General features: G+C 35.9%; 27 protein-coding genes. 22 read left to right on the top strand and 5 right to left on the bottom strand.

Annotated elements, in window-relative coordinates; all coding sequences use genetic code 11:
• Positions 1-36 precede the first annotated feature (36 nt).
• On the bottom strand, positions 37-243 hold the full coding sequence (locus tag ACFYKX_RS22010) for a YrzA family protein (RefSeq protein ID WP_389363638.1): 207 nt from the start codon (positions 241-243) through the stop codon (positions 37-39).
• Positions 244-442: 199 nt separating this feature from the next.
• Between ACFYKX_RS22010 and ACFYKX_RS22005 the strand changes: the two genes are divergently transcribed.
• The 9 genes from ACFYKX_RS22005 (at position 443) to sigK (ending at position 7185) form a co-directional block, all read left to right on the top strand.
• A complete protein-coding gene (locus ACFYKX_RS22005; protein ID WP_389363636.1) occupies positions 443-1081 on the top strand; it encodes a class I SAM-dependent methyltransferase in 639 nt (212 codons plus the stop codon).
• 15 nt (positions 1082-1096) lie between these two features.
• Positions 1097-1804, top strand: coding sequence for a 5'-methylthioadenosine/S-adenosylhomocysteine nucleosidase (gene mtnN / locus ACFYKX_RS22000; RefSeq protein ID WP_389363634.1), 708 nt, complete (start codon positions 1097-1099; stop codon positions 1802-1804).
• A gap of 112 nt (positions 1805-1916) precedes the next feature.
• Positions 1917-2840 carry a PLP-dependent cysteine synthase family protein gene (locus ACFYKX_RS21995; RefSeq protein ID WP_389363632.1) on the top strand — a complete coding sequence of 308 codons (924 nt, stop codon included), beginning with the start codon at positions 1917-1919 and terminating at the stop codon, positions 2838-2840.
• A gap of 1 nt (position 2841) precedes the next feature.
• Entirely contained in the window at positions 2842-3978 is a 1137-nt protein-coding gene (locus ACFYKX_RS21990; protein WP_389363630.1) for a bifunctional cystathionine gamma-lyase/homocysteine desulfhydrase, read from the top strand.
• 150 nt (positions 3979-4128) lie between these two features.
• On the top strand, positions 4129-4380 hold the full coding sequence (locus ACFYKX_RS21985; protein WP_389363628.1) for a YrhC family protein: 252 nt from the start codon (positions 4129-4131) through the stop codon (positions 4378-4380).
• Positions 4381-4915: 535 nt separating this feature from the next.
• Positions 4916-5047, top strand: a complete 132-nt coding sequence (locus ACFYKX_RS21980) for a YrzI family small protein (RefSeq protein ID WP_389363627.1) — start codon at positions 4916-4918, stop codon at positions 5045-5047.
• A 17-nt stretch (positions 5048-5064) separates the two neighbouring features.
• Complete coding sequence (locus ACFYKX_RS21975) at positions 5065-5205, top strand: YrzI family small protein (RefSeq protein WP_389363625.1); 141 nt, start codon at positions 5065-5067, stop codon at positions 5203-5205.
• A 644-nt stretch (positions 5206-5849) separates the two neighbouring features.
• The gene (locus ACFYKX_RS21970) at positions 5850-6314 is read left to right on the top strand and encodes a GNAT family N-acetyltransferase (RefSeq protein ID WP_389363624.1); all 465 of its coding nucleotides are present in this window, start codon (positions 5850-5852) and stop codon (positions 6312-6314) included.
• Between the two features lie 148 nt (positions 6315-6462).
• Positions 6463-7185 carry an RNA polymerase sporulation sigma factor SigK gene (gene sigK, locus ACFYKX_RS21965; RefSeq protein ID WP_389363622.1) on the top strand — a complete coding sequence of 241 codons (723 nt, stop codon included), beginning with the start codon at positions 6463-6465 and terminating at the stop codon, positions 7183-7185.
• A gap of 15 nt (positions 7186-7200) precedes the next feature.
• On the opposite strand, the gene ACFYKX_RS21960 is transcribed toward sigK, so the two are convergent.
• Entirely contained in the window at positions 7201-7773 is a 573-nt protein-coding gene (locus ACFYKX_RS21960) for a TVP38/TMEM64 family protein (RefSeq protein WP_389363620.1), read from the bottom strand.
• Between the two features lie 782 nt (positions 7774-8555).
• Here ACFYKX_RS21960 and ACFYKX_RS21955 point away from each other — a divergent pair.
• Positions 8556-8708, top strand: coding sequence for a hypothetical protein (locus tag ACFYKX_RS21955; protein WP_389363618.1), 153 nt, complete (start codon positions 8556-8558; stop codon positions 8706-8708).
• Between the two features lie 253 nt (positions 8709-8961).
• Positions 8962-10761 carry a M3 family oligoendopeptidase gene (locus ACFYKX_RS21950; protein WP_389363616.1) on the top strand — a complete coding sequence of 600 codons (1800 nt, stop codon included), beginning with the start codon at positions 8962-8964 and terminating at the stop codon, positions 10759-10761.
• Between the two features lie 88 nt (positions 10762-10849).
• Here ACFYKX_RS21950 and pssA read toward each other — a convergent pair whose 3' ends face one another.
• Complete coding sequence (pssA, locus tag ACFYKX_RS21945; RefSeq protein ID WP_389363614.1) at positions 10850-11389, bottom strand: CDP-diacylglycerol--serine O-phosphatidyltransferase; 540 nt, start codon at positions 11387-11389, stop codon at positions 10850-10852.
• A gap of 236 nt (positions 11390-11625) precedes the next feature.
• Here pssA and ACFYKX_RS21940 point away from each other — a divergent pair, with 236 nt between their 5' ends.
• Positions 11626-12408, top strand: coding sequence for a phosphatidylserine decarboxylase (locus ACFYKX_RS21940; RefSeq protein ID WP_389363612.1), 783 nt, complete (start codon positions 11626-11628; stop codon positions 12406-12408).
• A gap of 33 nt (positions 12409-12441) precedes the next feature.
• On the opposite strand, the gene ACFYKX_RS21935 is transcribed toward ACFYKX_RS21940, so the two are convergent.
• Positions 12442-12582 carry a sporulation histidine kinase inhibitor Sda gene (locus ACFYKX_RS21935; protein ID WP_389363610.1) on the bottom strand — a complete coding sequence of 47 codons (141 nt, stop codon included), beginning with the start codon at positions 12580-12582 and terminating at the stop codon, positions 12442-12444.
• A 517-nt stretch (positions 12583-13099) separates the two neighbouring features.
• Between ACFYKX_RS21935 and ACFYKX_RS21930 the strand changes: the two genes are divergently transcribed.
• The 8 genes from ACFYKX_RS21930 to ACFYKX_RS21895 are packed head-to-tail and all read left to right on the top strand — an operon-like array spanning position 13100 to position 18162.
• Positions 13100-13615, top strand: a complete 516-nt coding sequence (locus ACFYKX_RS21930; protein WP_389363608.1) for a YqeG family HAD IIIA-type phosphatase — start codon at positions 13100-13102, stop codon at positions 13613-13615.
• Positions 13616-13618: 3 nt separating this feature from the next.
• A complete protein-coding gene (gene yqeH / locus ACFYKX_RS21925) occupies positions 13619-14722 on the top strand; it encodes a ribosome biogenesis GTPase YqeH (protein ID WP_389363606.1) in 1104 nt (367 codons plus the stop codon).
• A 50-nt stretch (positions 14723-14772) separates the two neighbouring features.
• The gene (aroE, locus tag ACFYKX_RS21920; protein ID WP_389363604.1) at positions 14773-15612 is read left to right on the top strand and encodes a shikimate dehydrogenase; all 840 of its coding nucleotides are present in this window, start codon (positions 14773-14775) and stop codon (positions 15610-15612) included.
• Complete coding sequence (gene yhbY, locus ACFYKX_RS21915; protein ID WP_389363603.1) at positions 15606-15896, top strand: ribosome assembly RNA-binding protein YhbY; 291 nt, start codon at positions 15606-15608, stop codon at positions 15894-15896. Before aroE ends, yhbY begins: the two co-directional genes overlap by 7 nt.
• 37 nt (positions 15897-15933) lie before the next feature.
• Entirely contained in the window at positions 15934-16503 is a 570-nt protein-coding gene (locus ACFYKX_RS21910) for a nicotinate-nucleotide adenylyltransferase (protein WP_389363601.1), read from the top strand.
• Positions 16493-17059 carry a bis(5'-nucleosyl)-tetraphosphatase (symmetrical) YqeK gene (gene yqeK, locus ACFYKX_RS21905; RefSeq protein ID WP_389363599.1) on the top strand — a complete coding sequence of 189 codons (567 nt, stop codon included), beginning with the start codon at positions 16493-16495 and terminating at the stop codon, positions 17057-17059. The genes ACFYKX_RS21910 and yqeK overlap by 11 nt, the downstream gene beginning before the upstream one ends.
• 3 nt (positions 17060-17062) lie before the next feature.
• Positions 17063-17419 (top strand): ribosome silencing factor, encoded by a 357-nt coding sequence (gene rsfS, locus ACFYKX_RS21900; RefSeq protein ID WP_389363597.1) that lies wholly within the window; start codon positions 17063-17065, stop codon positions 17417-17419.
• Entirely contained in the window at positions 17416-18162 is a 747-nt protein-coding gene (locus ACFYKX_RS21895; RefSeq protein WP_389363595.1) for a class I SAM-dependent DNA methyltransferase, read from the top strand. Before rsfS ends, ACFYKX_RS21895 begins: the two co-directional genes overlap by 4 nt.
• 92 nt (positions 18163-18254) lie before the next feature.
• Here ACFYKX_RS21895 and comER read toward each other — a convergent pair whose 3' ends face one another.
• Positions 18255-19076 (bottom strand): late competence protein ComER, encoded by an 822-nt coding sequence (gene comER, locus ACFYKX_RS21890; protein WP_389363593.1) that lies wholly within the window; start codon positions 19074-19076, stop codon positions 18255-18257.
• A gap of 89 nt (positions 19077-19165) precedes the next feature.
• On the opposite strand from comER, the gene ACFYKX_RS21885 reads away from it, so the two are divergent.
• Positions 19166-19789 (top strand): helix-hairpin-helix domain-containing protein, encoded by a 624-nt coding sequence (locus ACFYKX_RS21885; protein WP_389363592.1) that lies wholly within the window; start codon positions 19166-19168, stop codon positions 19787-19789.
• Between the two features lie 131 nt (positions 19790-19920).
• Entirely contained in the window at positions 19921-20418 is a 498-nt protein-coding gene (locus ACFYKX_RS21880; protein ID WP_389363590.1) for a ComE operon protein 2, read from the top strand.
• The last annotated feature ends 214 nt before the right edge of the window (positions 20419-20632 follow it).

Below are 20632 nucleotides of genomic sequence, written 5' to 3'. Positions count from 1 at the left end.
TTCAAGTTAGAATAGTTTTCAGCTCCAGCACTTTTCTCATTTTTTCGCCTTGAAGTGCACAACAGCAGAGTAATAGGTCCTTCCGTTTTCGTCTACATGCATTTGATGTGATACAGAATGTACATGGAGAAGAATGGACTTGTTTATTTCGATCTGCTCATTTATTTTTTTCTCCAGTGATTTCAAATTAATTGCTTCAAAAAACTCAATTTTATCCTCAATAATATCAAATTGGAAATTCACTTTTATATCGTCCTTTCTAATGAAAAAACTAATTGGTTGGTCAAACTGTGTTTTCATTTCTATTTTATTTTTATCTAGAGTTTTAGGCAACTATGTTGATTGTTTTAAAGGGTTATGATAAATTGAGAACAAGTTTTATTTTAATTCATAGTATACTTATAGGAATTATTAGTTATATAAAAAGTGGAGAGTGGCACACATGGGAAAAGAGTTTATTGAACTGTTTGAACAATGGGCAGATACTTATGATGATACCGTTACAGGTCATGATATTGAATATAAAGAAGTATTTAATCACTACGAGCGAATCTTAACAGAGGTAGCTTCTAAGTCGATAGGGCATGTTTTAGAGTTTGGTCCTGGAACAGGGAACTTAACTGAAAGACTTTTAGCACATGGTCATTCCGTAACAGCTGTTGAACCATCTCCTTCGATGAGAAAGATTGCTCAAGAGAAACTTCAAGATCGAGCTGAAGTATTAGATGGAGATTTTTTAAATTATCCTTCTGATAAAGAAATTTATACAATTGTAAGTTCTTATGCCTTTCACCATCTTACCGATGATGAGAAAGCGATTGCTGTTGCATCCTATGGAAACTTACTAAGAGAGAGTGGTAAAATAGTCTTTGCGGATACTATGTATGAATCTGTAGAAGCATATGAACAAGCAATTACAGACGCAAAGGAAAAAGGATTCTATAATCTTGCAGAAGACTTAGAGCGTGAATATTATACGACAATCCCAGTGTTAAGAAATATTATGGAAAGCAATGGGTTTTCAGTTTCTTTCGAGCGCATGAACGATTTTGTTTGGATTATGGAAGGTACCAAACTATAAGAAAGAGGTTTCGGAATGAAAATTGCAATCATTGGAGCAATGGAAGAAGAAGTAACTTTATTACGTGAAAAATTAGCAGATAAGAACCAGGAAATTATAGCAGGTTGCGAATTTACGACTGGAAAAATGGATGGAGCAGAAGTCGTATTGCTTCGTTCTGGTATTGGAAAAGTGAATGCGGCCATGTCGACAACCATCCTTCTGGAAAGATTTAAACCAGACTATGTAGTAAACACAGGGTCTGCAGGCGGACTAAATCCTAGCTTAAATGTTGGAGATGTAGTTATTTCAACGGAAGTTAGACACCACGATGTTGATGTTACTGCGTTTGGTTATGAATATGGTCAAGTGCCGCAACTACCTCCAGCGTTTGAGGCAAATCATGACCTTGTTCAAATTGCTGTAAATTCAGCTAATGAGATAGACGAGGTTCAAGTTGTTAAAGGTTTAATTGCAACTGGAGATTCGTTTATGAATGATCCTCAACGTGTAGAAAATATTCGAGGTAAATTTATTGATTTACAAGCAGTTGAAATGGAAGCTGCAGCAATTGCCCAAGTATCTCACCAATTTGGAGTACCTTTTGTTGTCATTAGATCACTATCAGATATCGCTGGCAAGGAATCGGATATTTCATTCGAGCAATACTTAGAAAAAGCAGCAGTAAACTCCGCAACACTAGTAATGAAAATTGTTGCTGGAATTAAGGATAAACAAAGATAATTGTAACCGAAAGATATATTTGGTTGTTTATCCAAAGGAAAAATGTTAATAAAATTTCTTGTGTATTAACCAAATTATAAAATACAGCCCTTTTTATCAAGAGAGGTAAAAAATGAAGGTCTATAATAATGTACACGAACTAATTGGAAACACACCGATTGTTGAGCTTACTAAGTTCCCAATGCCAAATGGGGTTCGTTTATTTGCTAAGCTTGAGTTTATGAATCCAGGAGGAAGCGTCAAAGACCGTCTTGGTCAAGAACTTCTAAGAGACGCTTTGGAAACCGGTAAGCTTGAAGAAGGTGGAACAATTATCGAGCCAACTGCAGGAAACACGGGTATTGGTCTTGCTTTAGCCGCGATAAATAAAAATATTAAAGTCATCTTCTGTGTTCCAGAAAAATTCAGTATCGAAAAACAAGAACTTATGAAGGCTCTAGGAGCAGAAATTGTTCATACACCTACGAGTGATGGAATGCAAGGGGCTATAAAAAAAGCTAAGGAACTTCTTAAAGAAATTCCAAATTCATATTGTCCACAACAATTTGGGAATCCAGCTAACCCTGAAACCTATTACAAATCTTTAGGTCCAGAACTATGGGAGCAATTGGACGGAAAAATAGACGTGTTTGTTGCCGGAGCTGGGACTGGTGGAACTTTTATGGGAACTGCCCGTTACCTTAAAGAAAAAGGTTCAAATGTTAAAACTGTGATTGTTGAACCCGAAGGATCAATTCTAAACGGTGGGGAATCAGGTCCACATAAGACTGAAGGGATAGGTATGGAGTTTTTACCGGAATATATGGATTCATCATACTTTAACTCCATCCATACTGTCACTGATGTTGACGCTTTCAATCTCGTAAAAGAGCTTGCCTCAAAGGAAGGTCTTTTAGTTGGTAGTTCGTCTGGAGCAGCTCTGCATGCTGCACTAGAGGAAGCGAAAATAGCAAAAGAAGGCACCAATATCGTTGTCATTTTTCCGGATGGAAGCGAGAGATATTTAAGTAAGAAAATCTATGAGGGAGGGATTTAGGATGAAAAGAAAAACAAAATTAATCCATGGTGGAATTTCAGGGGACCCAATTACAGGTGCAGTGTCCGTACCAATTTATCAGGTAAGTACTTACAAACAAGAAAAAGTAGGCGTGCACAGTGGATTTGAATATTCCAGAACAGGTAACCCTACTAGACACGCTCTTGAAGAGCTAATTAAGGATCTTGAAGGTGGAGAAGCTGGTTTTGCGTTTGGTTCAGGAATGGCAGCCATTACTGCTGTTATGATGCTGTTTAATAGTGGTGACCATGTTGTGTTAACAGACGATGTTTACGGCGGAACGTATAGAGTGATGTCTAAAGTTTTAAACCGCTTTGGAATTGAGTCTTCCTTTATTGATACAAGCAACCTTGAAAATATTGAAAAATATATTCAGCCGAATACAAAAGCATTATACCTTGAGACCCCAACAAATCCACTATTAAAAATAACGGATATAGAAGAAGCAGCAAAGATTGCTAAGAAAAACAATCTACTTACAATTGTTGATAATACTTTCTCTACACCATATTGGCAAACACCAATCGAACTTGGAGCAGACATTGTACTTCATAGTGCAACAAAGTATATTGGAGGACATAGTGATGTTGTGGCCGGTCTAGTGGTCGTTAATAGCAAACAGTTAGCTGAAGATCTTCACTTTGTTCAAAATTCTACAGGTGGTGTATTAGGACCTCAAGATTCTTGGTTATTAATGAGAGGAATTAAGACACTAGGTGTTCGTATGGAAGAGACGGAAACAAATACGAAGGAGATTGTTGCGTTCCTTCAAAACCACCCAGCTGTATCAAAGGTATATTACCCAGGCCTTGAAAATCATCCGAATTACGAAATTGGTAAGAAACAGGCAAAAGGTTTCGGTGGAATGGTTTCTTTTGATGTTGGTAGTGAGGAAAATGCAGACAAACTATTAAGTAAAGTAAAATACTTTACTTTAGCGGAAAGTTTAGGGGCAGTAGAAAGTTTGATTTCTGTCCCAGCTAGAATGACTCACGCTTCTATACCAAAAGACCGCAGGGATGAATTAGGTATTACAGACGGTCTAATTCGTATTTCTGTTGGGCTTGAGGATGTAGAAGATTTAATTGAAGACTTAAAAAATGGCTTAGAAGGATAATAAGGATTTCTAAAAAAGACGTGCTATATGGTACGTCTTTTATTTCGGTTTTATAACCCAGTATTGCTATTAATTACATGCTCTCTGCGTACCTTTCCTGTGATACAGTAGAATAGTAGTCTAAAAGAAAAGCGCAGGTGACTAGAGTTTATGAATGCAAAAGAACTTTATGAAAAGATGGTTGACTATAAGCGATTTGCTATGGTTTTATTAGCAGTAGGTGCGTTTTTCTATCTTGGAGTCATTATCCCTTCTGAAAAACCAATGATGGATTTATATATGATGATATGCGCATCTACATTATTATTAAGTGGATCTATACTATTCTTCAATTTCTCAAAGCAAATGAGAAAAAAGCTAATGGAAATGGAAGAAGGAGAAGAATATTTAATGAAGAAATAACATCCTATTAAAAAGGGTGTTTTTTTTAGGCCTTTATCCTAAACTTTGTTGCTTTTCATTTACATTATGTTGTTTTTTAAAACCACTCTCCCAGTAGCTATAGAGTAAAATTCGCGTAAGAAAATTGTACAGACAAACAACACTCTATGTTATTTTATTTGCTATTCCTTCTGAAAAAGACAATCGTTTACCAGGAAAAAAATGCTAATTTTTTTTATAAAAGGGGTTTACAAAGCATTCAATGGTGGATATAATTACCACTGTAAGTTAAAAATTTCTTAAAGGAGGTCGAATGAAATGATTGTAATCAATGTAATGAATGGCTACTGTGGATCTGCTGCTAATGAAATGAAAACTGAAAAATGTACACATTCGACCATTAAGGAATGGAATGCTTAATCTGATTTTTTGACTATAGCCTATCCATGCCGTAGGGAGATTGTGCCCTGCGGCTTTTATATGTCTAAAACCGCAGAGATGTCTCTTTGCGGCTTTTTTATGCCTTGGATATGGTAAAATTTAGGAGGTGAGAGAATTGACATTAAATATCTTGTTTTTAACAGTAAATATTAACAAACGCAAAATAACAGGTGAAGAAGCCCTTCGAAAAGAAATGGCAAAAAAAGCTTTTAATGATACTAAAGCAATTAATATTCACCGTTTATAGTATTGGAGGTGAAAACTATGACATTAAATATCTTATTTTTAACAATTACCATTAATAAACGAAAAGCAACTTCTGCAGAAATTATGCAAAGAGAAATGGCAAAGAAAATATACGATCAAAATAAAGAGCGTCAATTTACCATTCATCGCTTGTTTTAATTCATTTTATAAAAAATTTTAATCGAAAGGTGGTTTAACGCATGTTTTATCTAATGCAAAATCGTAACGCAATCTTATGGGTGGAGAAAGATACCACCTAACAATTAATAATGTTGGGAGCGAAAAATATCGTGTATCTAAATGTCTTGTTATTAACTCTTGTTTTTCGAAAAAAGAAGAGTAGTTCATAACAATTATTTCGTAATTAATGTAAAAAGCACCTATGTGAGGTTAGGTGGCTTATCCCCCCCGGAGAGCTACCTAGTTACTGAGGTGCTTTTTTCTAACTTATTAACCTTAACAAAATGTTCACATCCCCTTCCTTTTAGTAGCTTGTTTATATGGTAAATTCAAATTAAGAACTAAAACGGAATTACTTAAGGGGTGGAGAATATGTTCGCAATCGTTATGGGACTGGTCATATGTGGTGTAATTGGCTGCGTCATTGCTGCTGAAGTATCTGTAGAATAGAAATTTAATTTCAAAAACATTGGTCATCTTTAAAAAAAGTGGCCAATGTTTTTTTATGTTTGGATTCATTTTGATTGTTAGCCATTGTATTTATATAAAAATCTATTTACACCAAGTTGAGATTAGATTAATATCTAATTAGATATTAATCTAATTACAAAGGGGTTTAAAAAATGAAATTTATAAAAAGTAACAAAACCTATATACCAATAGAACTGGCAATCATGAATTCTCAACCTGAACATAATTTGGTTTCAGAGGATCGTGAGTTGTTAACGGATGAAGATTTACTGGAGGAGCATGAGGAGCACAAAGACAAGAAAGAGAGATATCTGATAAGTTTAGACGATGAATTCATAGGTATTGTAGATTTTATTATGGAAAATCCAAGGGATCTCAAGCCATGGTTAGGTCTATTTATTGTTCATAAAAATTGGGAAGGAAAAGGTGTAGCTCAAGAAGCTTATACCTGGTATGAAAACTTGATGAAAGCAAGGGGAGTAGGAGAAGTAAGACTAGGGTGTTTCAAAAACAACCTAAAAGGTCTAACGTTCTGGAGAAGACAAAAATATGAAATCGTAAAGGAAATTGATTTTAAAGAAAAACCAATGTTTGTTCTTGAGAAGAAACTAAGTTAATAAAATTCAATTTCTAAGAGATACGTTACACGAATTTCCTAACTGAAAATATTTCGTGCGAAAATAAATTGAGTGGACAGACAAAAACAATCCCGTGCTTTCATAGGTATTAGGTATAGGCGTTAGTCTAGAAAGCGGGGGTGTAATAATGTCTGGAATATTAACAGCACTTGGTTATTTAGTCAAAGAGATTGTGTTTCTTGTCTCTTATGTAAAAAATAACGCATTTCCTCAACCGTTATCATCTGCAGATGAAAAGAAATATTTGCGATTGATGGCTGATGGGGACAGCCATGCCCGCAATATGCTTATTGAACATAATTTGCGGTTAGTCGCTCATATTGTAAAAAAATTCGAAAATACTGGTGAGGATGCGGAAGATCTGATCTCCATCGGTACAATAGGTTTAATAAAAGCAATCGAAAGTTACTCAGAAGGTAAAGGAACAAAACTAGCTACTTATGCTGCACGCTGCATTGAAAATGAAATTCTCATGCACCTAAGAGCATTGAAAAAAACGAAAAAAGATGTTTCTCTTCATGATCCGATAGGTCAAGATAAAGAAGGGAATGAAATCTCCCTTATCGATGTTCTTAAGTCGGAATCAGAAGATGTAATTGATACGATTCAATTAAATATGGAACTTGAAAAAATAAAAGAATACATCGATGTGTTAGATGGGAGAGAAAAGGAAGTCATTGTTGGACGCTTTGGGCTTGATCTAAAGAAGGAAAAAACACAACGAGAAATCGCAAAAGAATTAGGGATATCGAGAAGTTATGTATCGAGAATTGAGAAGCGAGCTTTAATGAAGATGTTTCATGAGTTTTATCGAGCTGAAAAAGAAAAACGAAAGAATAGTGGAAATTAATTTTCTGGCACTGAATTAAGTTTCAGTGCCTTTTTTCTTTCTTCTTTGAAGGATAAGATATAGTAGGAAAAATGTGCTAGCTATTGCGATAGCAGCCCACTGGAATTCTCGTTCCCAATTTATCACACTATAGATAGATAAAGCTTCTATATATAAAGCAGGCACCTTGCCAAGTGTACTCGCTATGGCAAATAACGTTACGCTCATTGTGCTCATAGCTGCTGTAAAGGTAACGAGTCCAGAGGGGACAAAAGGAAGGATTCTAAGAATTAGCACCAAGAAAAAAGCACTCATTCCTTTTGTATCTTGGAGCTTAGAGAGCAACTTGCTTTTATCTAAATTTATTTTTAGATTTGATTGGATCCCTTTAATACCCTTTCGATATAGGTAAAAGCTTATCACTGCTCCCATTGCTTCTCCTAGTATAGATATCACTAACCCTTGTTGAAAACCAAAGTATGTAACATTTCCAGCGGTAATAAAAGCACTGGGTATGACACCTGCAATCGCAACCAGTATATTTAGGACTAAACTAATAATAACTGCGTAAAGATGGTTGTCCGGAAAAAACGCCATGAGTCCAAGCATGTATTCGCCCCTTTTGTAGCTTGCTCCATAAAAAGTCTCTAACTATTCCTCAAAATAAGGAATCCTTAAGCATATCTTTATCTACTACTCATCTAGGTAATCAAACTCTTTCCAATGTACTCCTTAAATGATAATCATAATTTATTACTATTTCAATTAGTAAAATCACCTATGAAATACCTGCAAAAGACGTGTAGTTATTTCCCCAGCGACTTCTAACAACGATTATTAATAAAAGGCTAACTGTACCTTTAGAAGAGGAAGTTAGCCCTTTGTAGATTAATCTTATAGATTCCTTTCTTGAAAACATAAATGATTTAGAGGAGTGAGATTTAGTGATGGATTGTCCGTGGGGGTGAGTGAACTGTGGCGCTTCTGTTTTTCAAATCTTTTACTTTCTTGACGGTTTTACCTTTGCCTTTACAAACGGGGCAGCTCTTTTTCAGAAAACCATATGCATAAATAAATCCCAGTCCTTTACACTTCTTACAAATGGAGATTATTTTCATCAAACACCTCCCCTTTGCTCTTTTTAATGTTTGTTTTAAACGAGAGAATCTTCGTTACAATTCTTATATATATTCTACCATATTCTGTATGTTTTTTTATGCTACATCCTACATAAAAATTATAAACAGCTTGTAAATTTTCATTTGTTTTTTGGAATTTATATTTTCATTACTTTACAGATGCCTATACATATATAGGGAATAAGCATAGAGTAATAATAAAAGATATAGATAGAAAAGTGGACAGTGAACTACGAAAGGAGGTATCCTCAAGTGGCTTATGGATATCCTAGTTATGGCTACCCACCAGTCTATCCTACCCCTTACTATCAAGGAAGCGGTGCTTGGACAGCTTTATGGATTATCATCCTAGTCTTGGTCCTCATATTTTTTGGCTGGTGGTACTTCGGAGGTTTCTATAGATAAGGCTGTTTTCGTATAGACTTTTGCTAAACGAATATTGCCCCAACACGGTTTAAAACAAAGTTAGAAAAAAGTCATAGTAAAAAGCTTATGTTTTATGCATAAGCTTTTTTTGTGATCTTAAGATTAGCTGTTGGCTCCCTGGTAACGTAGCTACCCTCAAGCACATGCTTAAATATTCCAAATACCTATTAATAGAAATTTCGGAAAAATAAATTTATAATGATAGGGTACATAACTAAAGGGGGAAGAATCCATGACAACGAGTACATATTCAGAAGTATGGGATTTAGATGTATTTTTTAACGGCGGAAGTTCTTCAGATGAATTTTTAAAACATTTGGATGCCACAGCTGGATTGATTCAACAATTCAGTTTATCAGTGAAGAATTGGGAGACCACTAACTCTGTTCAAGATCAATCTTCCATCAAAGATTTAATAAAAAAATTTGAAGCAGTAGCAAAAAAGATTCGTCAAGCAGGAGCTTTTGTTAGCTGTTTACAAGCCCAGAACACAGAAGATAAAAAAGTAAATGAATTAAGAGGCCGTGTTACTGTACTAAGTGCTGATTTTCAAAATGCACTAACAGCTTTAGATCAGAAATTAACGACATTTGACCAAGATGTATGGGAGCAAATCCTCGAAGATGAAACGTTAAATGAGATTTCATTTGTTCTTACAGAGCGCAGAACACGTGCGACAGAAAAGCTTTCCGAAGCAGAAGAATCTTTAATTAATGCACTTGGTATAGATGGTTATCAAGCTTGGGGTCAAATGTATGATGTAATCGTAAGTAATACGAAAGTAAAGTTTGAGGAAAACGGAGAAATTAAACAACTTTCGGTAGGCCAAGCGGCAAATAAATTCTCTAATCCAGATCGTGATGTTCGCAAACAAGTCTTTGAGAATTGGACAGAGGCTTGGAGTGGACAATCAGACTATTTAGCAAAAACACTAAATCATCTAGCAGGATTCAGACTAAATGTCTATAAGGCACGTGGTTGGGAAGATGTTTTGAAAGAGCCTCTAGATATAAACAGAATGAAAAAAGAAACGTTAGATACAATGTGGAAGGTTATCTCTGACAATAAGCAACCACTTGTAAATTTCTTAAACCGTAAAGCTGAGCTTTTAGGTCTGGAAAAGTTAAGCTGGTATGACTTGGATGCGCCATTGAGCCAAACGGAATCAAAGGTCTCTTACCAACAAGGTGCAGAATTTATTTTAGAGCATTTTTCTCAATTTGGAGAAAAAATGACGAACTTCTCTAAAAAAGCATTCGAGGACCAGTGGATAGAAGCGGAGGATCGTCCAGGGAAAGCTCCGGGAGGATTCCACACTTACTTCCCTGAAAGTAGCCAATCACGTATTTTTATGACTTATTCTGGCACTCCCTCTAACATTTCAACTCTTGCCCATGAGCTTGGACACGGATTCCATACTTATGCGATGAGAGATCTACATTTGTTAAACCGTAGTTACGCAATGAATGTTGCGGAAACAGCTTCTACATTTGCAGAAATGATTGTTTCAGATGCATCTGTTAAAAATGCTAAATCTGAAGAAGAGAAGGTAGCACTGTTAGAAGACAAGGTTCAACGTTCTGTTGCCCTTTTAATGAACATTCATGCTAGATTCCTATTTGAAACAAGGTTCTATGAGGAAAGAAAGAACGGGTTGGTAAGCACTGATCGTCTCAACGAACTGATGGAGGAGGCACAAAAAGAAGCTTATGGAAACGCGCTAGAAGAATATCACCCTCAATTCTGGGGTTCAAAGCTTCATTTCTATATTACTGGAGTTCCTTTTTACAACTTCCCTTACACATTTGGCTATTTATTCTCACTTGGAATTTATGCTCAAGCGTTAGAAGAGGGCAAAGGTTACGAAGAGAAATATATCGCCTTATTAAAAGATACTGCATCCATGACAGTAGAGGAGTTAGCGTTGAAACACCTAAATGTTGATTTAACAAAACCTGAATTCTGGCAAAAAGCAGTTCAGCTTTGTGTGGATGATGTGGAAGAATTCTTAAGCTTAACCGCTAAAAACTAGCTTTTAGGGCTTTTTTAAACCACCTCGTAAAAGGTATATAGTATAGAAATAAAGAAACAGCACTTGAAATAAATAAGTGCTGTTTTTTTTATACTTTTCTAATTCTAAAAGGACTTACCATTAGAAATGAGAGGGAAATCATAATAGCCATATATATTTGAGGTGGTAGATAGGAGATACCAAGAAAGCTTAACGTAGCTAAACAGCCTGCTGCAGTTATGGGTAAACCGGTAAAATACCCGTTGTTCTCTGTAATATTGAAACGTGCAAGGCGAAAAGCTCCACACCCTATGAAGAATATCGTGAAAAAGGATCCAGGTGCGCCATATTCAAATAAAATTCCTTGATAAATCAATAGTGCTGGTGCTACACCAAATGATATAATATCACTCATGGAATCTAATTGTTTACCGAGTTCTGACTCTATACTTAACTTTCTGGCAATCATACCGTCAAATCGATCAGCTAAAGCTGCTATAAAAATAAGGAGTAAGCTTAAACTTAAATTTCCTTTTATACACTCAATGATAGCAAATCCACCTAAAGATAAGTTCACCAAGGTTAATACATTAGCTGTTTGGGCTTTTATTCTCTTTATGGTTTGATCTAATACATTTTGAAAAAACAACACTTCACCTCTTTTCAAAATTGAAATATTACTTTTCAAGGTCAATCCGGTCTTAAGAGGTTTATTATTGGATAAAGATTGGCTATTTAATAAATAACTATAATAATCTTAAAAATTATCTAGGTGAGCGTGGGTTTTGCTTTTATCCATGTCAATAGCCTTGTATAATAATATTTTATTGTAAATGTTTTATGCATGTCCGTAAATAGTATATTTAATTGTCCGGAGGTGGCATCATGATACAGGCATTTTATAGGTTACTTATAGAACTTACAAATAGGAGATCAACTTCTCTTCTACTAAAGAAGTTTGCTCAATCAAAAATAAGTCGGATGATTGTTCCTTCTTTCGCAAGAGTCTATAAATTGAATGAGGGGGAAATGGTAACCCCTTTACGTGAATATAAGACATTACACGATTTGTTTACTCGAAGGTTGAAACCTGGATCTCGTCCAATAGATGAGCAACCCAATACAGTTACAAGCCCTGTTGATGCAGTTATTGAAGATATTGGTGAGATTGCAGAGAATTTAACCATTACGGTCAAAGGGAATGTGTATTCCATTGAGGATATGCTGGGGGATAAAGACAAATTAGACAAATACGTGAATGGTAAGTACATGATTCTATACTTAAGCCCTAGTCATTATCATCGTATTCACAGTCCAATAACCGGAAGAGTAGTAGGTGAATGGACGCTAGGGGAAAAATCCTATCCTGTTAATAAGTTGGGCTTGAGATATGGAAAGGACACACTTTCAAAAAATTATCGGAAAATCACCGAAGTAAAACATGAGTTTGGGTATTTGTCTATTGTCAAAGTAGGAGCCATGTTTGTAAACTCTATCGAAACGATACATGAAGGTGAACAACTAGTTAAAGGTGAAGAGATAGCCTATTTTACATTTGGATCTACTGTTATCCTTCTATTCGAGGAAAGTTTGTTTGAGCCAGTAGATTTCATACTCCCAAGGGATGTGAAGGTAGGAGAATCAATTGGGTATATAAAACAAAAGTAGACGAAAAAAAAAGCCCAGTTGGGCTCTATAAAATTATGAGGAAACTTTGATTTTGTGAGTTAATGAACGTCGGTGAATTTCCGTTTCAATGAGGCGAATAAATTCTGGACTTAGATTCAGCTCTCTTGCTTTGAAATAGGATTCAACTAATAGATCATCTGACAGTTTACGCATGTCAGAATTCACCTCCATTTCATGATTTAGGTTCTAAATAAGAAAATATATACATATAATGTAAGTTCATATGTTGTACCCTTACTCTATCAAAAATATACGAGTAGAACAACTGTTCCTCTTATCCACAATTTACGGTGGATAACCTGTGATTAACTTGTTTATAAATGGGAAAAAAGTAGATAAATCACTGTGTAATTTGTGCATAAAGTTATCCACATGTGTTGAAATAGGGATATCTTTGTCGAAAAGTATTTATTTTTAGTGTTAATTTCCTACTTTTTCGAGGGGTTTTGTCGTAAAAAATACCTATATCTACTCATTTAGCATATGAAAGTAGAATTTTGACAGTTAATGGGGACTCGGCTTAGGTGAGCTTGTAGCAAAACATAGTTTATGAACCACAAGGTACCAAAACAGCTCTGTTTTACTAATAATAGGTTTTTTTTGAAAGAACGGTTAAAATTGTTTATGATGAGTACGGTATTTAATGGAATAAGAATGAGGTGTTTATAAAGTGCTAAAGCAATTTCTTCCTGATCAGCATGTAAAAAGTATATTTGAAATTACTCCTGCTGAATTAAAGGACAAAGGTGTAAAAGGGATTATTACTGATTTAGATAACACGTTAGTCGAGTGGGATCGTCCGAATGCTACTCCTAATTTAATTAAATGGTTTGAAGAAATGAAGAAAGCCAATATATTAGTGACCATCGTTTCAAATAATAATGAAAACCGAGTTAAAGCTTTTTCCGATCCATTGAATATTCCTTTCATTTTCCAGGCTCGGAAACCAATGGTAAGAGCATTTAACAAAGCACTTAAGGATATGGGAATTAAAAAGGATGAAGCAGTTGTGATAGGTGACCAGTTGTTAACTGATGTGCTTGGTGGCAATAGAGGCGGTTTTCACACTATTTTAGTTGTACCGGTTGCTTCAACAGATGGGTTTGTCACGAGGTTTAACCGTCGCATTGAGAGAAGGATCCTGAATTGGTTTAGAAAAAAGGGGATGCTTGTATGGGAGGAATAGAAGTTGAGTGAACAGTATGCTTGCGTAGGTTGCGGTGTAAATATTCAAACAGAAAATGCTGATGAGATCGGTTATGCTCCACAGTCAGCCCTAAATAAAGAAACGATTATTTGTCAGCGCTGTTTTCGTTTAAAACACTACAACGAAGTACAGGATGTTAGCCTAACAGATGACGATTTCTTAAAAATATTAAATGAGCTGGGAAAAAAGGATGCTTTAATCGTAAAAATTGTTGATATCTTTGATTTTAATGGTAGTTGGCTCCCTGGCCTACACCGCTTTGTTGGAAATAATAAAATTCTATTGGTCGGGAATAAGGTAGATTTACTACCCCATTCGGTAAAGCCGAATAAATTAATTAATTGGATGAAGCATGAGGCAAAAGAGCTTGGATTAAAACCAGAGGATGTCTACCTAGTAAGTGCTTCGAGGGGGCAGTTTATTGAGGAAGTCATTTCCGCAATAGAGGAACATCGTAATGGAAAAGATGTCTACGTGGTAGGTTGTACGAACGTTGGAAAATCTACTTTTATTAATCGTATTTTAAAGCAGATTACTGGAGAAGGGGACATCATTACGACCTCTCACTTCCCTGGTACTACACTAGACATGATTGAAATTCCCCTAGATGATGGAAAAGTGTTGGTGGATACTCCAGGTATTATTAACCATCATCAAATGGCTCACTATGTAGATAAGAAAGATTTAAAGGTCATAACACCAAAAAAAGAAATCAAACCAAAAGTCTTCCAATTAAATGAAGGACAAACTCTTTTCTTTGGGGGGCTGGCTCGCTTTGATTATATAAGTGGTGGTCGCCGTTCATTTGTATGTCATTTTTCAAATGAAATCAATATTCACCGTACAAAATTAGAAAAAGCAACAGAACTTTACGAAAACCATGTAGGAGAATTACTTTCCCCACCAAGACCTGACCAGCTTGATACTTTTCCAGAGCTAGTAAAGCACGAATTCACGGTGAAGGAAGGAAAAATCGATATTGTTTTTTCTGGACTTGGATGGGTTACGATCAATGACCCTGGAGCAAAAGTTGCTGCATATGTACCAAAAGGTGTTCATGCGATGAAGAGAAAATCATTAATATAAGGTTCAACTATGAAGGAACTTATATAAATAGAAACTCTGAGGGAGAGGCTATGAAAAAACTATTTGCAGTAATTGGAGATCCGATTTCCCATTCGATGTCCCCGGCTATGCACAATGACCTTTTTCAAGTATATGGGCTTGATGCCCATTACCACGCTCTAAGGGTAAGACCTTCCGATTTAAAGGATGCTATAAAAGGATTGAAGGCAATTGGGATAAGCGGTTTTAATGTGACCATCCCACATAAGGTTGAAATCATGCCTCTTTTAGATCGTATTGACCCGCTTGCCCTTTCTATTGGCGCTGTTAATACGGTTGTCAATGAGGGTGGGGATTTCGTGGGGTATAATACTGATGGAAGTGGATATGTAAAAGGGCTTTTAAGCGATATCCCGACTATCATAGATAGGTCTGTTTTAATCATTGGAGCAGGGGGAGCAGCTCGAGCCATTTTTTTTACAATGGCTTTTGAAGGAGCAAAGAAGATTGATATTACGAATCGGACAGTTTCAAAGGCAGCAGACCTAATAGATTCCTGTCCTTATGAAACCAATTCTGATGCACTAGAAATTCAAGATGCCGAAGCTGAATTAGGTAAATATGATATTGTTATACAAACAACGTCTATTGGAATGTCTCCCCATATAAATGAGGAACCATTATCACTACATTTTCTAAAAAGTGATGCATTTGTGAGTGATATCATATACAATCCTTTAGAAACTAAAATGTTACAGCTCGCTAGGTTAAAAGGGGCTAATATTCAAAATGGATTAAATATGTTTGTCTTCCAAGGAGCCCTTGCGTTTGAAAAATGGACAGGCATATTCCCTGATACAGAGAGAATGAAAAGATTAGTAAAGTCACAACTAGGAGGATCCCAATGCTAACAGGAAAACAAAAAAGATTTTTACGTTCAAAAGCTCACCACTTAAACCCAATTTTTCAAGTGGGAAAGGGTGGAGTGAATGAAAATATGATCAAACAAATTAGTGATGCGCTTGAAGCTCGAGAGCTCTTTAAAATTAGCGTATTACAAAACTGTGAAGAAGATAAGGAAACAGTAGCAGAAGAACTAGTAAAAGGAACGAAGGCTGAGCTTGTTCAAATTATTGGAAACACAATTGTTCTATACAAAGAGTCAAGAGAAAATAAGCAAATTGTCTTACCATAGGCTTTAATGAATGGGAACTGATTGGAGGGGGATGAACATGAAGAAAGTTGGAATACTAGGAGGCACGTTTGATCCACCTCATCATGGCCATTTATTAATTGCTAATGAAGTATTATGTCAATTTCATTTAGATGAAATCTGGTTTCTCCCGAATCAGGATCCTCCGCATAAAGAGAAATCCGAATCGCTAAAAAATGAAGATCGATTAAATATGTTAAAACTAGCGATAAAAGGTCATCCTAACTTTATAATACAACCGATTGAATTGAATAGGCCAGGGCGATCCTATACGTTTGACACGATGATGGAATTGACGAATGAGTACAAAAATCATCGATTTTATTTTATCATTGGGGCGGATATGATTGAGTATTTACCGAAATGGTACAAAGTAGATGAGCTGCTTAAACTTGTTAAGTTTATTGGTGTGAATCGACCTAACTTTCAAAAAGAGACTACTTATCCGATCCTAAGTGCAGATATACCCGAATTTAGTGTCTCCTCGAGTATAATTAGAAATCGTTTTAAGGAAGGGAAAACAGTTCGTTATCTTCTTCCGGATCCTGTGATTCATTATATTAAGGAGAAGCAGTTATATGGAACGTAGCAAAGCATTATCCATAGTAAAAGGGCAGTTAACTGAACACCGCTATGAACATACATTAGGGGTTATGGAAACAGCAATATGGTTATCTAAAGCTAATGGTGCCGATGAGAAGAAAGCTGAAATAGCAGCCATTTTTCATGACTATGCAAAGTTTCGCCCAAAGGAAGAAATGAGAAAAATCATTATAGATCAAGGGTTTAAACAGGATCTTCTTGGGTTCAACAGTGAACTCTGGCATGCGCCCGTTGGCGCCTATCTTGTAGAAAAGGAAGTCGGAATAAACGATCATGAAATCCTAGATGCGATCCGATTTCATACTTCCGGACGAAAAGGAATGACCTTATTAGAAAAAGTCATTTACGTGGCTGATTATATAGAGCCTGGAAGGCACTTTCCTGGTGTTGAAGAGGTTAGAGAATTGGCCAAGACGAATCTAGAATTAGCTTTAATAAAATCTATTCAAAATACTATTGTGTTTCTCATGAAGAAAAATCAACCCGTATATCCAGATACATTTTATACCTACAACGACTTGGTCACTAAAAGGGAGGACTGATCGATGAGCGATCGTCAACTATTACTAACAACTGTAAAAGCAGCAGATGATAAAAGAGCAGAAGATATTGTAGTGCTAAATATGAAAGGAATTTCTTCTGTAGCTGACTACTTTATTATTTGTCACGGGAATTCAGATAAGCAAGTACAAGCCATTGCGAGTGAAATGAAAGAGAAAGCTCATGAAAACGGTCATGACATTAAAAGAATGGAAGGCTATGAGGAAGGAAGATGGATATTAGTCGACCTTGGTGATGTCATTGCTCATATTTTCCACCGTGAGGATAGAAGCTACTACAATTTAGAAAGACTATGGGGAGATGCACCAAGCGAGGATGTACTGAGTGAGTTAGATCAATGACATATGGGAAGTTCGCTTACCTTTACGATGAATTGATGCAAGATGTACCTTATGATAGCTGGGCTAACACCGTGTTAAATAAGGCTAAGCAGTATGGGATAGAAGGCAAGAAATTACTAGATTTAGCCTGTGGAACGGGTGAACTCTCTGTACGATTTGCTCATTTAGGGTTCGATGTAACGGGAGTGGATTTATCAGATGATATGCTCACCGTGGCACACTCAAAAACTGAGGCTAGCGGGAAAAATGTGTCCTTTTTCCAACAAGATATGAAAGAATTGGAACTAGCGGATGAATTTGACATCATTGGAGTTTTTTGTGACTCCCTAAATTATTTATCTTTAGAAGAAGATGTTCAACAGACGTTTAGACAAATATATAAGCATTTAAAACAAAAAGGGCTATTTATATTTGATGTTCATTCTGTTTATAAAATAACCGAAGTTTTTGCTGATTCAACATTTACTCATGATGATGAGCAAATATGCTATATCTGGAGTTGTTTCGAAGGTGAGCATCCCTATAGTGTAGAACACGAATTAACCTTTTTTGTTCATGATGAGTTCACCGATAAATATGATCGCTATGATGAATTACATACCCAAAGAACGTACCCTATAACAACTTATAAAAAGTGGCTTGAAGAATCTGGTTTTGAGATATTAGAAATAACAGCAGATTTTAAAGAAACTCCTCCTCAAATGGATTCTGAACGAATCCTATTTGTTGCTAGAAAATCTTAAACCCCATAAAAAAGCCATTCCAATAAAAAAATTGGAATGGCTTTTAAATTTATTAAATTTCTTGGGAGGAATAATAAAAATGAAAAGCGAATTTATCTTTTAAATTGCTTATTTGTTTCTCCTAAGTCCTCCTCGAATTTCTCGTGAGTCGCTTGAAAAACATGCTCAAAAATTTCTCCTAATTCTGCTTCTAGAACTTTAATTCCTTCTCCGGTTATACCACCTTTTACACAAACTTTTTCTTGAAGTGTAGGCAAAGTATAGAACCCTTTTCTAAGTAATTCCCCTAAACCAATTAACATTTCACTTGCTAAAATAGTGGCTGTTTCCTCATCAATTTTTGTCTCGGATACTGCCGCCTGAATAAACCTTCTTGTTAGGTAACTGTAAAAAGCAGGACCACAGCTTACGATATCCGATGAAACCCTTGTAATTTCTTCCTCGATTTCAAGAGGCCTCGAAACATGAGTAAACAATTCTTTAAGATTTGCTTTCCACTTCTCCTCGCAGCGAGTTCCAAATGTCATAAGGGAGACGCCTGCTAGAGCTCTATTTGTAATACTTGGGATAACCCTAGCAACTGAACACGTGACGACGGTCTCGAGCTGCTCTACGCTTATAGGGCTTGTAATAGAAACTACACAATGATTGCTTGTTAGATGGGGGCTAATTTTTTGTAGGACCTGATAAACATCTTTTGGTTTTACACAAACAAATATTAAATCCGAATTCATAGCCACGTTTAATGGACTTTCCTCTACTTCGACTCCCGGATAACTATTCTTTATATTCATTGCCTTTGCAATGGTTCGATTTGTAATGACTAAGGAAGAAGGGGAAACAGCTTTGCCGTCTATGAGTGCCTCCACCAGAATTCTCCCCATATTACCTGTACCAATGACTCCAATTTTCATTGTATACTTCCCTCCTTCACAAGCGGCATTTCTCATATAACGATATGAAATAAAAACCTTAATTATTCCAAAGATAGGAGTTAAAACAAATGATTGAATGGATAAAAGAAAGGAAGCTGTATGTATTAACGGGTATTGGAACCATCATTTTTGGTGCTTATTATTTTCTATCACCTTTAGGGATTAGCGACAAAGAGGTGGATGGATGGAGTGAGACTGAAGAAATTGCTTTAGAAAAACCTGCCGAAGAGGATGTTGCTTCTAATGAGGCACCAGAGCGAATGTATGTGGATGTGAAAGGGGCAGTAAAAGCTCCGGGTGTATATGAAGTAAAGGAGGGAGATAGAGTGATCGATATAATTGATAGAGCGGGAGGTTTACTCGAACTAGCTAATGAAGCAGTTATTAACTTTGCCATGAAAGTAACAGATGAAATGGTGTTGTATATTCCTACAGTCGGTGAAGAAGGTGTTGAGTCACAGCAAGTATTAACATCGGTTCCTTTAGAGGCGGACGGAGGTAAGGTAAATTTAAATAAAGCTACTGAATCTGAACTACAAACCATTCCAGGGATAGGCCCCTCTAAAGCAAAGGCTATAGTTGATTATCGAGAACAAAATGGAAGTTTTAAAACGATAGAAGACTTAAAGTCTATAAGTGGAATTGGAGATAAAACTTTTGAAAAATTGAAGGAGCATATAACAGTAAGGTAAAGGATTAAATTGGTTATTTTTAGTTTTAAAAAAATAGTTCTTTTTTTCATGTACAAGTTCCATTACCATATAGGGTAGACAAGAGAAAGAGATTAGAGTAAATAGCATATATAGAAAAGGTTGGGATTATTGTGTCAGAAAAACGATTAACTTGGGACCAATATTTTATGCTGAATGCTCATCTGATTAGCATGAGAAGTACTTGCAACCGATTGCAAGTAGGTTCCGTTTTAGTAAAAAACAACCGTATTATTAGCACAGGATATAACGGCGGGATAAGTGGAGAAGAGCACTGCTTAGACGCAGGGTGTTATGTCATAGATGGACATTGCCTACGATGCCTTCACTCTGAGGAGAATGCAATCTTACAGTGTGCTCATCAAGGTATTTCTACAAAGGATAGCCAAATTTATGTCACCCATTTTCCTTGTATCCACTGTATGAAGAAAATTCTTCAAGCTGGAATTACGAAAATATATTATACGAACGACTACAAGAACCACGAGTATTGTTACCACTTATTAAAAATAAGTAATGTTGAAGCAATAAAAATGGACATGTCTATTGAGAATTTTATTGATGAGAACAATCCTACTTCGGGATTGTTAAAATGGGAATTTAGTAAATAAGAAATAGGCTGTCTTAAGTTAAGACAGCCTAAATAAGTAACATCCTCCGGTATCTCTACATTACAATCTTACTGATTGATTTTCCCCTGAATTTAAACCACGAGCAAAGTAGATGCAAATGCATTTCCTAAGGAGTCTCGTCTAACCAGCTACAAAAATTCAAAAATGTATGAACCACAATAAACTTTGAATGTAAAAATATGAGGTGAAAATC

It is taken from the genome of Cytobacillus spartinae (assembly GCF_042865285.1).
In the GTDB taxonomy this organism is placed as follows: domain Bacteria; phylum Bacillota; class Bacilli; order Bacillales; family Cytobacillaceae; genus Robertmurraya_A; species Robertmurraya_A spartinae.
This window is presented reverse-complemented; position numbering and strand designations above follow the sequence as displayed.

Excerpts from the sequence above, each read along its gene's own strand:
- ACFYKX_RS22005 (WP_389363636.1), top strand. The coding sequence starts at position 443 with ATGGGAAAAGAGTTTATTGAACTGTTTGAACAATGGGCAGATACTTAT.
- mtnN (WP_389363634.1), top strand. The coding sequence starts at position 1,097 with ATGAAAATTGCAATCATTGGAGCAATGGAAGAAGAAGTAACTTTATTA.
- ACFYKX_RS21995 (WP_389363632.1), top strand. The coding sequence starts at position 1,917 with ATGAAGGTCTATAATAATGTACACGAACTAATTGGAAACACACCGATT.
- ACFYKX_RS21990 (WP_389363630.1), top strand. The coding sequence starts at position 2,842 with ATGAAAAGAAAAACAAAATTAATCCATGGTGGAATTTCAGGGGACCCA.
- ACFYKX_RS21985 (WP_389363628.1), top strand. The coding sequence starts at position 4,129 with ATGAATGCAAAAGAACTTTATGAAAAGATGGTTGACTATAAGCGATTT.
- ACFYKX_RS21975 (WP_389363625.1), top strand. The coding sequence starts at position 5,065 with ATGACATTAAATATCTTATTTTTAACAATTACCATTAATAAACGAAAA.
- ACFYKX_RS21970 (WP_389363624.1), top strand. The coding sequence starts at position 5,850 with ATGAAATTTATAAAAAGTAACAAAACCTATATACCAATAGAACTGGCA.
- sigK (WP_389363622.1), top strand. The coding sequence starts at position 6,463 with ATGTCTGGAATATTAACAGCACTTGGTTATTTAGTCAAAGAGATTGTG.
- ACFYKX_RS21960 (WP_389363620.1), bottom strand. The coding sequence starts at position 7,773 with ATGCTTGGACTCATGGCGTTTTTTCCGGACAACCATCTTTACGCAGTT.
- ACFYKX_RS21950 (WP_389363616.1), top strand. The coding sequence starts at position 8,962 with ATGACAACGAGTACATATTCAGAAGTATGGGATTTAGATGTATTTTTT.
- ACFYKX_RS21940 (WP_389363612.1), top strand. The coding sequence starts at position 11,626 with ATGATACAGGCATTTTATAGGTTACTTATAGAACTTACAAATAGGAGA.
- ACFYKX_RS21935 (WP_389363610.1), bottom strand. The coding sequence starts at position 12,582 with ATGCGTAAACTGTCAGATGATCTATTAGTTGAATCCTATTTCAAAGCA.
- aroE (WP_389363604.1), top strand. The coding sequence starts at position 14,773 with ATGAAAAAACTATTTGCAGTAATTGGAGATCCGATTTCCCATTCGATG.
- yhbY (WP_389363603.1), top strand. The coding sequence starts at position 15,606 with ATGCTAACAGGAAAACAAAAAAGATTTTTACGTTCAAAAGCTCACCAC.
- ACFYKX_RS21910 (WP_389363601.1), top strand. The coding sequence starts at position 15,934 with ATGAAGAAAGTTGGAATACTAGGAGGCACGTTTGATCCACCTCATCAT.
- yqeK (WP_389363599.1), top strand. The coding sequence starts at position 16,493 with ATGGAACGTAGCAAAGCATTATCCATAGTAAAAGGGCAGTTAACTGAA.
- rsfS (WP_389363597.1), top strand. The coding sequence starts at position 17,063 with ATGAGCGATCGTCAACTATTACTAACAACTGTAAAAGCAGCAGATGAT.
- ACFYKX_RS21895 (WP_389363595.1), top strand. The coding sequence starts at position 17,416 with ATGACATATGGGAAGTTCGCTTACCTTTACGATGAATTGATGCAAGAT.
- comER (WP_389363593.1), bottom strand. The coding sequence starts at position 19,076 with ATGAAAATTGGAGTCATTGGTACAGGTAATATGGGGAGAATTCTGGTG.
- ACFYKX_RS21885 (WP_389363592.1), top strand. The coding sequence starts at position 19,166 with ATGATTGAATGGATAAAAGAAAGGAAGCTGTATGTATTAACGGGTATT.